At 77.1% G+C, this 11,845-nt stretch carries 12 protein-coding genes; 4 read left to right on the forward strand and 8 right to left on the reverse strand.

Features of this window, described 5'->3' with window-relative positions; translation table 11 throughout:
• Window positions 1–90: 90 nt before the first annotated feature.
• The 6 genes from ABD160_RS10705 to ABD160_RS10730 form a co-directional block, all read right to left on the reverse strand.
• Window positions 91–897: an ABC transporter permease gene (locus tag ABD160_RS10705; protein WP_344021044.1), complete on the reverse strand. Its 807-nt coding sequence runs from the start codon at window positions 895–897 to the stop codon at window positions 91–93.
• Window positions 894–2,063 carry an ABC transporter substrate-binding protein gene (locus ABD160_RS10710; protein WP_344021046.1) on the reverse strand — a complete coding sequence of 390 codons (1,170 nt, stop codon included), beginning with the start codon at window positions 2,061–2,063 and terminating at the stop codon, window positions 894–896. The genes ABD160_RS10705 and ABD160_RS10710 overlap by 4 nt, the downstream gene beginning before the upstream one ends.
• Window positions 2,060–2,779 (reverse strand): ABC transporter ATP-binding protein, encoded by a 720-nt coding sequence (locus ABD160_RS10715; protein ID WP_344021048.1) that lies wholly within the window; start codon window positions 2,777–2,779, stop codon window positions 2,060–2,062. The genes ABD160_RS10710 and ABD160_RS10715 overlap by 4 nt, the downstream gene beginning before the upstream one ends.
• Complete coding sequence (locus ABD160_RS10720; protein WP_344021050.1) at window positions 2,755–3,783, reverse strand: acyl-CoA dehydrogenase family protein; 1,029 nt, start codon at window positions 3,781–3,783, stop codon at window positions 2,755–2,757. Before ABD160_RS10720 ends, ABD160_RS10715 begins: the two co-directional genes overlap by 25 nt.
• Window positions 3,780–4,319 carry a DUF4242 domain-containing protein gene (locus ABD160_RS10725; RefSeq protein WP_344021052.1) on the reverse strand — a complete coding sequence of 180 codons (540 nt, stop codon included), beginning with the start codon at window positions 4,317–4,319 and terminating at the stop codon, window positions 3,780–3,782. Before ABD160_RS10725 ends, ABD160_RS10720 begins: the two co-directional genes overlap by 4 nt.
• A 249-nt stretch (window positions 4,320–4,568) precedes the next feature.
• The gene (locus ABD160_RS10730) at window positions 4,569–4,871 is read right to left on the reverse strand and encodes a hypothetical protein (protein WP_344021789.1); all 303 of its coding nucleotides are present in this window, start codon (window positions 4,869–4,871) and stop codon (window positions 4,569–4,571) included.
• Between ABD160_RS10730 and ABD160_RS10735 the strand changes: the two genes are divergently transcribed.
• Window positions 4,852–5,373, forward strand: a complete 522-nt coding sequence (locus ABD160_RS10735; protein ID WP_425563608.1) for a TetR/AcrR family transcriptional regulator — start codon at window positions 4,852–4,854, stop codon at window positions 5,371–5,373. The two genes, ABD160_RS10730 and ABD160_RS10735, sit on opposite strands and share 20 nt — an antisense overlap.
• A 117-nt stretch (window positions 5,374–5,490) precedes the next feature.
• Window positions 5,491–6,240 carry a mycofactocin oligosaccharide methyltransferase MftM gene (mftM, locus tag ABD160_RS10740; RefSeq protein WP_344021054.1) on the forward strand — a complete coding sequence of 250 codons (750 nt, stop codon included), beginning with the start codon at window positions 5,491–5,493 and terminating at the stop codon, window positions 6,238–6,240.
• Here mftM and ABD160_RS10745 read toward each other — a convergent pair.
• Together ABD160_RS10745 and ABD160_RS10750 are read right to left on the reverse strand one after the other, a co-directional pair.
• The gene (locus ABD160_RS10745; protein ID WP_344021056.1) at window positions 6,161–7,333 is read right to left on the reverse strand and encodes a DUF418 domain-containing protein; all 1,173 of its coding nucleotides are present in this window, start codon (window positions 7,331–7,333) and stop codon (window positions 6,161–6,163) included. The genes mftM and ABD160_RS10745 overlap by 80 nt on opposite strands.
• The gene (locus tag ABD160_RS10750) at window positions 7,299–7,922 is read right to left on the reverse strand and encodes a hypothetical protein (protein WP_344021058.1); all 624 of its coding nucleotides are present in this window, start codon (window positions 7,920–7,922) and stop codon (window positions 7,299–7,301) included. The genes ABD160_RS10745 and ABD160_RS10750 overlap by 35 nt, the downstream gene beginning before the upstream one ends.
• A 111-nt stretch (window positions 7,923–8,033) precedes the next feature.
• On the opposite strand from ABD160_RS10750, the gene ABD160_RS10755 reads away from it, so the two are divergent.
• Together ABD160_RS10755 and ABD160_RS10760 are read left to right on the forward strand one after the other, a co-directional pair.
• On the forward strand, window positions 8,034–9,359 hold the full coding sequence (locus tag ABD160_RS10755) for a sensor histidine kinase (protein WP_344021061.1): 1,326 nt from the start codon (window positions 8,034–8,036) through the stop codon (window positions 9,357–9,359).
• On the forward strand, window positions 9,356–9,994 hold the full coding sequence (locus ABD160_RS10760) for a response regulator transcription factor (RefSeq protein WP_344021063.1): 639 nt from the start codon (window positions 9,356–9,358) through the stop codon (window positions 9,992–9,994). The genes ABD160_RS10755 and ABD160_RS10760 overlap by 4 nt, the downstream gene beginning before the upstream one ends.
• Window positions 9,995–11,845 lie beyond the last annotated feature (1,851 nt).

Here is an 11,845-nt window from a genome sequence, read left to right on the forward strand (position 1 = left end):
CCCGGGTCCGGGTGGGGTTCGGTGACCAGGTTCGGGGAGCCACCGTCCCGGGCGACAGGGCCGCGACGTCCCGGTCCGCCCGTCCCGCACTCAGCCGGTCGCGGGTGCCCCCAGCAGCCGCCGGGCGGCCGCGTCGAGGGCGTAGCCGAGCGCCCCGATCACCAGGATCACCGCCATCACCTTGTCGTAGGCGAGCTGGTCGCGGGAGTTGAGGATCTCGTAGCCCAGCCCGGAGGTGACGCCGAGCATCTCCGCCGGCACCAGCACCACCCAGCCGATCCCCAGCGCGAGCCGGACCCCGGTGAGCAGGTGCGGCCGGACGGTCGGCAGCACCACGGTCACCAGCGTCTCCCGGCGGCTCGCGCCGAGCGAGCGGGCGACCAGGGTCAGCTTCGGGTCGACCGCCCGCACGCCGGCGACGACGTTGAGCACGATCGGCCAGACCGCCGCCGCGGCGACCAGGAAGACCACCGGCCGGTGCCCGATCCCGAACACCCCGATCGCGACCGGCGCCCAGGCCAGCGGGGAGACCATCCGCAGGAACTGGAACACCGGGCGGGTGCCCTGTTCCAGCAGCGCCGACGAGCCGACGGCCAGCCCGATCGCGACGCCCAGCACCCCGGCCACCAGCAGGCCGAGCAGCAGCCGCCACAGGCTGGTCGCGATGTCCTCCCACAGCACCCCGTCGGCGGCGAGCGCGCCGATCGCGGGCACCGCGTGCTGCGGTGCGAACGCCCGCAGCATGCTGTCCGGTGCGGCCAGCGGCGTGGTCACCAGCCACCACAGCACGACGGCGACGGCGGTCCCGGTCAGGGGCGCGGCCAGCCGCGCGGCGCGGCCGGAGGTGCCGGGCCGGTCCGGGCGGGCCGGGGCCGGTCGGGGCGGGGCGGTGCTCATACCGGGATCAGCTCCTCGGTGCGGGTGAGGGATGCGGGGAGGCCGAACGCGGCCGGGCCGCCGTGCCGTTCGATGCTGCGGCGGACGAACCGGTCGTCGGTCAGGTCGGCGTGCACCGCGGCCGGGTCCAGGCCGTCGAGGAAGGAGGTGTCGCCGTCGACGACGGTCTCGCGCATCGACTCGACCAGCGCGCCCGTGTAGCCGGGGAACGGGAACGGCTCGAACCCGATCCGCTCGCCGTGCCAGTCCGGGTGCACCGGGGAGCGCGGCGGCTGGTCCAGCGCGCGGGTGATCGCCGGGAGCGGCTGGGGCAGGTAGCGGCCGGTCGACAGCACCGACGCCGCGTCGGCGCGGGCGCCGTCGATCCACCGCTGGGCACCGGTGACCGCGTCGGTGACGCCCTGCACGGCGCCGGGATCGGCGTCGACCAGATCCTGCCGGACGACGACCACGCAGCACGCGTGCCGGCGCCAGGAGTCCCCGACGAAGCGGGCGATCCGGCCGACCTCGCGGATCTCGGCGGCGGCGTTGAACGGATCGGCCACGATGTATCCGGCGACCCGGCCGGTGTCGAGTGCCGGGAGCATGTCGGCCGGGCTGAGCACCACCAGCCCGACCGTGCCGTCCCGGGCCGACGGCTGCTCGCGGACCACCGGGCGCAGTCCGGCGCCGCGCAGCATCCGCTGCAGCATCACGTTGTGGATCGACCACCAGAACGGGATCGCGACCTGCTGCCCCGCCAGGTCCGACAGGTCGCGGACCTGCGGGGCGACGGTCAGCGCGGAACCGTTGGTGTGGCTCCAGGCGATCATCTGCAACCGGGCGCCGAGCGCGTAGCGCAGCTGCACCGCGAACGGCATCAGCAGGTGCACGACGTCGACCTCGTCGGCCAGGAACGCCTGCGCGAGAGACTCCCAGCCGCGGAACAGCACCGGGCGCTGGACGTCCAGCCCGGCCTCGGCGAACCGGCCCTGGGCGTGCGCCACCAGCAGCGGGGAGGCGTCGGTGATCGGCAGGTAGCCGATCCGCAGCCCGGCGCCGGAGCGTGCGGTGCTGCGGCCCGCAGTGGCGAGATCGGCGATCCCGGCCACCCCGCCGCCGATCGCGGCGGCGGCGCCGAACCCGGCGGCGGCGCGCAGCAGGGTGCGCCTGCTGGGTCCGCTCACCGGGCGCCCACCACCTGGGAGCGGTACCCGGCCAGCACCTCGTCGCGCAGCGGGTGCCCGCCGGGCGCGTCGGACGCGGCCGGGGTCCACCGGCCGCCGATGCCGCCCTCGCCGTCCAGCGCGGCGACCCGGGTGCCCAGGTAGAGCGCCTCGTCGACGTCGTGGGTGACCAGCACCAGGGTCAGGCCCTCCTCCTCGGCGACGCCGCGCAGCCAGGTCTGCAGCTCGGCCCGGGTCGCCGGGTCCAGCGCGCCGAACGGCTCGTCGAGCAGCAGCACGTCCGGCCGGACCGCCATCCCGCGGGCGATCGCGACCCGCTGGGCCTGCCCGCCGGACAGTGCGGCCGGCCGGGCGTCGGCGTGCCCGGCCATCCCGAACCGGTCCAGCAGGGCGTCGGCGTACGCGTCGTCGAACCGGTCCCGGTTGGCCCGGTAGCGGCCGCCGAGGCGGACGTTCTCGCCGACGGTCAGCCACGGCAGCAGCAGCGGCTCCTGGAACACGGTCGCGGTGACCGGGTCGCCGGGCCGGTGCAGGGTGCCGCCGTCGAGCGGTTCCAGGCCGGCGAGTACCCGCAGCAGCGTGGACTTCCCGCTGCCGGTGGGGCCGAGCACGATCTGCCTGCCGCCCCGCTCGATCTCCAGGTCGACGCCGTCGAGCACGGTCCGTGGGCCGTAGCGGCGCACGGCGCCGCTCAGAGCGAGCGCGACAGTTCCCATCTCAGGTGTCCTTCCGTGGGGGCCTGGACCGGGAGGAACGCGCCCTCGCGCAGCCGGCGTGCGACGTCGCTGCCCGCGACGTAGCCGGCCCCGCCGCGGACCGCGGACTCGACCCGGGTGGCGTCGGTGGCGGTGGTCGCCGCGTCCAGGCGCAGCCGCAGCAGCTGCGCCGGGGTCGCCGCCGCCGGATCGGCGGCCAGCGTGTGCAGCCGGTCGTGCACGTCGGCCGCCCGCTCGGCGACGGCCCGGGCGTCCGGTGCCAGCGGCTCGGACGTCCCGGTGGCGCCGGCGACCGCCGCGGTCGCCGACCGGTCCGCCAGTCCGCTGCAGAACGCGCTCTGGACCAGCAGGAACGTCGGCCGGATGGCGCCGACGAAGGTCCGCATGTCACGGGACAGGACGGCCTCCGGCGGCACCCGGACGCCCTCCAGGCGGACCGACGTGGAGCCGGTCCCGTTCAGCGCGAGCAGGGTCGGCCGGGGTGCCCGGACGACGCCGTCGTCGGAGGTGGAGATCCGGACGACGGCCCGCCCGTCGCCGTCGGCACCCAGCCGGACCGGGAGCACGACGACGGCGTCGTCGAACAGGTTGGACGCCCACCGGATCGGCCCGTCGAGCACCAGCCCGCCGTCCGGCGCCGGGGTCGCGACCACCGGGACCGGCTCCGGCCCGGCCAGGTCGCGCAGCGCCGGCGCCATCGCGGTCGCGCCGATCCGGCCGGCCCGGCGGACCGCGTCGGTGAGCTCCGGATCGGGCCGGTCGGCGCGGGACAGGTACTCGACGGTCATCCGCTGCGCCCAGGTGGCGAACGCCGAGCTCATGCAGTCCCGGGCGATCGTCTCGACCAGCTGCACCGCGTGCGCCGCACCGGAACCGGGCGGCGCGATCAGGTCCCGCTCGCCGAGCCTGCGCAACCCGGTGCGGACGTCGTCCTCGCCGCGGTCGACCGGCCCGGCCGCATCGGCGAACCAGGTGCCGAGCAGCTCGGTGGCGGGCGCGGTCACCGGTCGCCGCCGGCGAGGGTGTGCAGCCGGTCGATCGGGGTGTCGACGGCCTTGCGGCCGCGGACCACGTCCTCCTCGCCGCCCTCGGCGTCGTAGAAGCACAGGCACTTGGTCATGTCCTCGCGCACGTAGGTGCGCAGGAAGCTGACCTCGGGGACGTCGGCGTAGAGCGGCGCCTTCGCCTTCTTGCGGGCCAGGTAGGTGTCCATGTCGAGGCCGTCCGGGAAGTCCCACTCGACCAGGTAGCCGGCGGCCGGCTTGGTCTTCTTGAGCTCGTCGAGATCGGCACCGACCAGGCGGACCTCGTCCGGCCCGGCGACCTCGGCGACCCCGGGCAGCGCGTCGAACCGGCCGGCCAGGCCGTCGGCCGAGCCGGCCTCGACGACCGAGAACACCCGGTCGTGACCGCCGGTGACCTGCGACTCGATCAGGGTCGCGCCGGCCGCGGCGGACGCGCGGTCGACCTCGCCGAGCAGCGCGGTCACCGCGTCGCGCTCGGCGGTGGCGGGGACGAACTCGAACAGGTACAGCGACATGGTGCGACCTCCGGGGTCGGGATGCACGGCGCGCGTGGCCGCCCGCAGGCGGGGACGCGGAGCACGTGGGGAATGACGAGACAGCGCGCGCAGGGCGCGCGGCAGGCCGGTCGTCAGGCCTGCGGCGAGGAGCCGGGACACGCCGCGGCGACGACCCGGAGCAGGTCGACGTGGCGGCGCTGCACCAGCCGGAACGTCCTCACGCCCTCGACGGTAACAGACAGATCGGTCTATCTGTCCAGTGCGGAGTTATGCTCGTCTCGTGCCGTCCGTGCCGCCAGCGCCGTCAGTGCCCTCGTCGGGGCCCTCGTCGGGGCCCTCGTCGGGGCCCTCGTCGGGGCCCTCGTCGGGGCCCTCGTCCGGGCCCTCGTCCGGGCCCTCGCCGGGCTCCTCGTCCGGGCGGTCGCCGGGGTCCTCGCCGGGCTCCTCGTCCGGGCGGTCGCCGGGGTCCTCGCCGGGCTCCTCGTCCGGGCGGTCGCCGGCCGCGCCCGCCACCGGGCCGGCCGAGCGCCTGCTCGACGCGGCGGCCCGGCTGTTCGACCGGGAGGGCATCCGCGCCGTCGGCATCGACCGGGTGATCGCCACCGCCGGGGTGGCCCGGGCCAGCCTCTACACGCACTTCGGGTCGAAGGACGCGCTGGTCACCGCCTACCTGGAGCGCGCGGACCGGGAGGACCTGCAGCGCCTGCGGCGCGCGGTGCGCGGGCTCGGCGACGACCCGCTCGGCCGGATCCGGGCCGCCTTCGACCTGGCCTCCTCGGCCGCCCGCCGGCGCGGCTACCGCGGCTGCCGCTACCTCAACGCCGCGACCGAGTTCCCGGAGCCCGGCTCGCCGGTGGCCGCCGTCGTCGCCGAGCACCGGGCCCGGCAGCGCACCGCCTTCCGGGACGCGCTGGTGCAGCTCGGCCACCCGGACCCGGACGAGACCGCCGCCCGGATCCAGCTCGTCTACGACGGCGGGCTGGCCGGGTCGAAGGCCGAGCGCAGCGCGGAGCCGATCACCCGGGCCGCCGCGCTGGCCGAGGCCCTCGCCGCGGGGACGGCCGGGCGGTGAGCCGGCCGGCCCACCCGCACCCGGCCGTCCGGAGGGGGAGGACCCGGAGGGTCGGAGATGGTGCGCCGCGCACCCGACGACCTAGCGTGAGGGTGACCGCCCAGCCCAGGAGCGCCGATGATCGACACCGACCGGCTCAGCAACGACCTCGCCGGCTGGCTGGACCGCACCCTCGTCCGGCCGGGGCTGCTCCCCGCCGAGCGGTTCGAGGAGGCGTTCGTCGCCTGCGTCGCGAGCGCGGCGAAGGACCCGGAGTTCCCCGACGACGCCTGGCTCGCCTTCTACCGCAACACCCTCGACGCGCTGACCGGTGAGCCCGAGCCGGGTGGCACGAACGCCGAGACCGCGCCGGTGCACGCTCACGCCCGCGAGCTCGTCGCCGGCACCGACGTCCTGGAGCTGGGCTGCTGCTTCGGGTTCCTGTCCCTGCAGCTGGCCCGCGACGGGCACCGGGTCACCGCCACCGACCTCACCGGCGGCACCGTCGACCTGCTCGCCCGGATGGCGCCGCAGCTGGGCGCGGACGTCGAGACGCACGTCGCCGACGCGCGCGCCGTCGCGCTCCCGGACCGCTGCGCCGACACCGTCTTCGCGGTGCACCTCATCGAGCACCTGCCCGCGGCCGAGGGCGACGAGGTGGTCGCCGAGATGCTGCGGCTGGCCCGGCGGCGGATCGTGGTCGCCGTCCCGTTCGAGGACGAGCCGAACCCGGCCTGGGGGCACGTGCGGACCTTCGACCTCGCGACCCTGCAGCGGCTCGGCGAGCGCACCGGACACCCGTTCGAGGTCACCGAGCATCACGGCGGCTGGCTGGTCGTCGACCTGCACGGCGCCGGAGATCCCGCGGCGCCGCCGCCAGGTGGGTGAGCGCCTCCAGCGGGCCGCGGTCGTGGGACCGCAACCGGCGCGCGGCGGCCACCGCCGACACCGTCATCACCCCCGCCCACACCGCGACCACGACGACCGTCCGGACCTGCGGTGAGATCCCGGCGAGCGCACCGGCCAGCCCGAACCCCCAGTCGTGGAACAGCACCGCGGCCAGCACGTTCTGACCGACGTAGCAGGTCATCGCCGTCCGGCCGATCGCCGTCAGGCCACGCCGCACCGGACCGGCCGGACCGCGCAGCCGGCTCAGCACCTCCGGCACCAGCCCGAGCAGCCCGGCCGCCACCAGCGGCGCGACCAGGTACCGCTCGACGGCGAACCAGGCCGGCCCGCCGAGCGACGTCAGCACGTTCAGCAGCACCCCGGCCACCCCGACGAGCACCAGCGTCCGCCGGAGCCGGGCCCCGCCGTCGTCGAACAGGCCCGCGCGCAGCAGGGCCGAACCGGCCAGGAACAGCACCACCGCCGACGGCACGATCAGCACCAGCTCGATCCGGAACAGCAGCGGCTGGGTGAGCCGCAGCCACACCTGCCCGGTCCAGGTCGACGGGTACGGCGGGAACGCCGGATCGCCGGCCCCGGTGAGCATGCCGAGGGTGAGCACCCCGACGACGAGCAGCACGAACGCCCCGGCGAGCCCGGCGGCGGCCAGCCGCACCGTCCGCGAGCGTCCGATGAGCCAGGCCACCGGCACCGACGCGATCGCGTAGCCCATCAGCACGTCGAACTCGAACACCAGCAGGTAGTGCAGCAGCCCCTCGGCGAACAGGATCCCGGCCCGGGCGAGATAGCGGCCTGGCCACCGCAGCCCGCGGCGCACCGCGGAGCGGTACTGCAGCTCCATCCCGATCCCGAACAGCAGGGTGAGCAGCGCCAGGAACTTCCCGTTGCTGACCGCGAGCAGCACCCCGTCGAGCCACCAGCCGCCGGCGAACCCGGCGAGCACCGCGCCGGGGCCGCGCGGATCGGCGAACACCCACACGTTCGTCGCGAACGTCCCGGCGATCGCCAGCCCGCGCAGGACGTCCGGCGCCGCGAGCCTAGGACCGGACACGGTCACGCTCCCGGTCGTCACCGGGCAGCACGGTGGCCCACAGCGGGCCCGCGACGAACCAGATCGCGGCGACCACCGACAGCCGCCCCAGCCAGGCCCACATCGGGTCGGCCGGCCACTGCCCGGGCTCCGGGAACGGCTGCCCGCCGACCGCGGTGAGCAGGCACAGCACCCCGGCCGCGAGCAGCCAGGCCAGTACCACCCGCCCGAACCCGCGCCACTCGTGACGGACCCGGGCCGGGCCGCCGCGCGGGGGCCGCACCGGTCGCGGCCCGCCGGCGAACCGGTGCGCGAACCGGGCGTCCGCCCAGCGGATCATCGGGTGTCCGAACGCGACGGTCGCGCCCAGGTACACCGCGGCCAGGCCGTGCACCCGGGACGGCTCCCCGCCGGACGCCACGTCGGCGACGGCGGCGACGACCAGCACCACGTCCATCAGCGGCACACCGACCAGCAGCGCGGCGCCGAGCGCCGGGCGGTGCAGCAGGTAGCGGGCGGCGAGCCCGGCCACCAGGAACACCCAGAACGCGATCTCGGCGGCGCCGATCAGCCACAGCAGCGGTTCGGCGAGCAGCAGCTCCACCACGGTCTCCCCCACGGATTCCCCCATGGCCGACGATCGTGTCCGCCGGCGCGGTCCCGGTCGTCCGGCGCCCGACCGATCCGGCACTACCACCTTCGACGGACGCCCGGACCGCCCGGGACGTGCTGGGATGTCCGGATGCCCCGTGTCCGCGCCGATCTCGGTTCCGGTCGCCCCGCCGGCCCCTCCGCCACCGGCCCCTCGGCCGACCCGTCCGCCGGTCACTCCACCGGGCCGTCGGCCGGTCGCTCCGCCGGGCCGGCGGCGGGTCTCGGGGGCCTCCGGGGCCTGCCGCTGCCGGTCCGGGACGCCGGCGTCGCGCTCGGCTGGTTCGCCTTCGGGCTGCTGCTGATGTGGGCGCTCCCGGAGATGCGGGTGCCGTGGTCGGGTGCGGGCCCGGGGGTGACCGTCCCGGCGGTCGTCGTCCTCGCCGCCGCCTGCCTGGGCTCGGTGCTGCGGCGGGCCGCCGCCCCGGCCGGACTGGTCGTCGGCACGCTGGCACTGGCCGCGGGGGTGGTGTGGGAAGGGCGCACCGACCTCGGCGTCCTGCTGGTGCTCACCGACCTGCTCTACTGCGCCGTCCGGCACCCGCCGCGGCGGACCGCGCAGGTCGTCGCGGCCTGCGCCGGGACCGTGGTGGCCCTGCTCGCCGCCGCCGCACTGGTGGTCGGCGGCGGGCGGCTGGCGATCCTCAGCCTGTTCAACCTGGTCCTGATCGTCGGGGTGCCGACGGTGTGGGGGCTGGAGGTGCGCAGGCACGCCGACATCGCCGACGCCGAGCGGGCCCGCGCCGAGGAGGCGGCCAGGGCGGCGGCCCGGGAACGGGACGCGGCGGTCGCCGAGGAACGGGCCCGGATGGCGCGGGACCTGCACGACGTCGTCGCGGGACGGCTGTCCGCGATCGCGCTGCAGTCCGAGGCGGCGCTGCACTCGGGCGCCGATCCGGCGGTGATGCGCCGGGTGCTCGGCACCGTCCGCGAGTCCGGCGTGGCCGCGCTCGGCGAGATGCGCACGATGATCGGGCTGCTGCGCACCGGCGGCCCGCACGACCCGCCCACCGCACCCGCCCGGCTGTCCGAGCTGGACCGGCTGCTCGACGAGGCCCGTGCCGCCGGGCTGGCCGTCCGCTACGACGACGAACGTCCCCCCTGCACCGAGGTCGGCGCACCGGTGGAGCTCACCGGCTTCCGGATCGTCCAGGAGTCGCTGACCAACGCCGCGAAGCACGCCCCCGGCGCGCCGGTCGCCGTCCGGCTGCGGACCGCCGGGGAGGCGCTCACCATCGAGGTGCGCAACGGGCCCGGCACCCGGCCGGCGACCGGCGGCCCGTCGCTGCACGGCGGCACCGGCCTGGCCGGGCTGGACGAGCGGGCCCGCGCCGTCGGCGGCACCCTGGACGCCGGACCGGACGGCGACGGCTGGCTGGTCCGGGCCTCGCTCCCGTTCGGCGGAGGTGCCCGGTGAGCATCCGCGTGGTGGTGGCCGACGACCAGGAGGCGGTCCGCACCGGGCTCGTGCTGATCCTGGGCTCGGCCCCGGACATCGAGGTCGTCGACGAGGCCGGGGACGGGATCGGCGCGGTGCGCGCGGCGGAGACGCACCGGCCCGACGTCGTCCTGATGGACATCCGGATGCCCGGGATCGACGGCATCGAGGCGACCCGCCGGATCCTCGCCCGGAGCCTGTCCCAGGTCCTGGTGCTCACCACGTTCGATCTCGACGATCTCGTCGACGGCGCGCTCGCCGCGGGCGCGGCCGGGTTCCTGCTGAAATCGGTCGACGCCGTCCGGCTGCTCGACGGGGTGCGCGCCGTCGCGCGCGGCGAGGGCGTGCTGGCGCCGGAGGTGACCCGGAGGGTGATCAGCCGCTACGCGGGCGCTCCCCGGCCGGGCCGGGTGCCCGGGCTGGACCGGCTCACCGCCCGGGAGACCGACGTGCTCGCGGGGCTCGGCCGGGGGCTGTCCAACGCCGAGCTCTCGGCGGAGCTGGTGATCTCGGAGGGGACGACGAAGACACACGTCTCCCGGGTGCTGGCGAAGCTGGGGTTGCGCTCACGCACCCAGGCCGCCATCGCCGCGCAGGAGGCGGGGCTGGTCTGAACCGGTGTGAACCACCCAGGCCACGCTCCACCGCGGTCCGCAGCTCGCCACCGCGGTCCGCCGCACACCACCGCGGTCCGCCGCACACCACCGCGGTCCGCCCGCCGCACGCCGCCGGGGTCCGCCGCACACCACCGCGGTCCGCCGCTCGCCACCGTGGTCCGCCGCTCGCCACCGTGGTCCGCCGCACGCCACCGTGGTCCGCCCGCCGCACGCCGCCGGGGTCCGCCACGCTCCGCTCTGAGCCGGCGGGCTCCGCCGCGGTCCGCCACGCTCCACCGGGGTCAGCTGTGAGCCGCCGTGATCCTCTGATCCGCTCGGGTCCACCGTGGTCCGTCACGCAGGACCGTGATCCGCTGTGATCCGCCCCGGCCCGCGGCGATCCGCCGCCCGCCGCGTTCCGCGGAACGCGCCGGACCCGGCCCGGCGGCCGTCCCCGGGTTCGCGCGGCACCGCCGGACGGGCCCGAGCGGCGCGGCCCGGGTTCGCGTTCCGCGGAACGCTCGGGTCCGCGCGCCGGGCCGGATCGCGGGCCGGCAGTCGCGTTCCGCGGAACGCGTTCGGTCGGGTTGCCCGCCGATGAGCACGTTCCGCGGAACGCAGTCGCACCCGGTGGAGAGGGCCCGAGAGAATCCTCCGCGTCACGCTCCTGCTCCTGCCGGGGCGAGGGGGCGAGGGCAGGTCGCGTTCCGCGGAACGCGACCCGGCCCGGTCGTGGGCCCGGCGAGCACGCCCCATGGCACGCGACCCGCCAGGTAGCGCTCCCGCGCAACAGGCCCCGCGGAACCGCCCCGATCCGGTGCCAGGGCCCCGCGACCGCGTTCCGCGGAACGCGACCGGTCAGGTCGCACGCAGACGAGCACAGCGCGCACGTCACCACCCGGCACGTCGTGCGGCTCCCGCGAGTGCACTCCGGGAACGCCGCCGATCGCGCGGCGCCGCCCCGATCGACGGCGCCGCGAGCGCGGTCCGCGGGTGACGGTCCGGCACGGCACGGGGCGGAGCGGGGCGGGGCGGCGCGGCACGGGCGGGCGGCACGGGGCGAGGCCGGGCGGGGCCGGACGGGGCGGGGCCGGACGGGGCGGGGCCGGACGGGGCGGGGCCGGACGGGGCGGGGCCGGACGGGGCGGGGTGGCGCGGGGCGGCGCGGAGCGGGGCGAGCGCGGTCCGCGGTACCGGCCCGACCCGGTGCCAAGCCCCGCCAAACGCGTTCCGCGGAACGCAGCCGGTCGGGTCGCGGGGCCGCGCGAAGACCCCCGCCGACACAGCCCGACCGGACGGGAGAGCGCGAGAGCGCGTTCCGCGGAACGCGCTACGCCCGGTCCGGTCCGGTCCGGTCCGGTCCGGTGAGCACATCCCGGGGAACCCGGCGTCAGCAACAGCGGCCCCGGTCGCGTCCACGGTCCGGCGCCGGTCGTGGGTGCGTTCCGCGGAACGCGGTCCCGGCCCGCGAGCACGCCCGCGAGCACGCTCCGCGGAACCCGCCCGACCCGGTGCCGGGCCCTGCCGACGCGTTCCGCGGAACGCGGCCGATCGGGTCGGAGGCCCCGCGGGCACACCCCGCCGAACATCTGCCGGCCGGGCGCGAGGGCGCGGGAACACGTCTCGCGGGACGGTCGCCGGCCCGTCCCCCGGCCGGCCACACGGCACGTCGCGGCACGGCACGTCGCGGCACGGCGCGGCACAGCACGTCGCGGCACAGCACGTCGCGGCACGTCGCAGCACGGCACGTCGCGGCACGGCACGTCGCAGCACGGCACGGCACGGCACGGCACGGCACAGCGCAGCGCAGCGCAGCGCACGACAGCGGAGTGCACGACAGCGGAGTGCAGAAGGGCCGGAGCGCGTTCC

It is taken from the genome of Pseudonocardia kongjuensis (assembly GCF_039526905.1).
GTDB lineage: Bacteria > Actinomycetota > Actinomycetes > Mycobacteriales > Pseudonocardiaceae > Pseudonocardia > Pseudonocardia kongjuensis.

Bases quoted from the DNA above. Each gene is read 5' to 3' on its own strand.
- ABD160_RS10705 (WP_344021044.1), bottom strand. From the start codon at position 897: ATGAGCACCGCCCCGCCCCGACCGGCCCCGGCCCGCCCGGACCGGCCC.
- ABD160_RS10715 (WP_344021048.1), bottom strand. From the start codon at position 2,779: ATGGGAACTGTCGCGCTCGCTCTGAGCGGCGCCGTGCGCCGCTACGGC.
- ABD160_RS10725 (WP_344021052.1), bottom strand. From the start codon at position 4,319: ATGTCGCTGTACCTGTTCGAGTTCGTCCCCGCCACCGCCGAGCGCGAC.
- ABD160_RS10730 (WP_344021789.1), bottom strand. From the start codon at position 4,871: ATGCCCTCCCGGTCGAACAGCCGGGCCGCCGCGTCGAGCAGGCGCTCG.
- mftM (WP_344021054.1), top strand. From the start codon at position 5,491: ATGATCGACACCGACCGGCTCAGCAACGACCTCGCCGGCTGGCTGGAC.
- ABD160_RS10750 (WP_344021058.1), bottom strand. From the start codon at position 7,922: ATGGGGGAATCCGTGGGGGAGACCGTGGTGGAGCTGCTGCTCGCCGAA.
- ABD160_RS10755 (WP_344021061.1), top strand. From the start codon at position 8,034: ATGCCCCGTGTCCGCGCCGATCTCGGTTCCGGTCGCCCCGCCGGCCCC.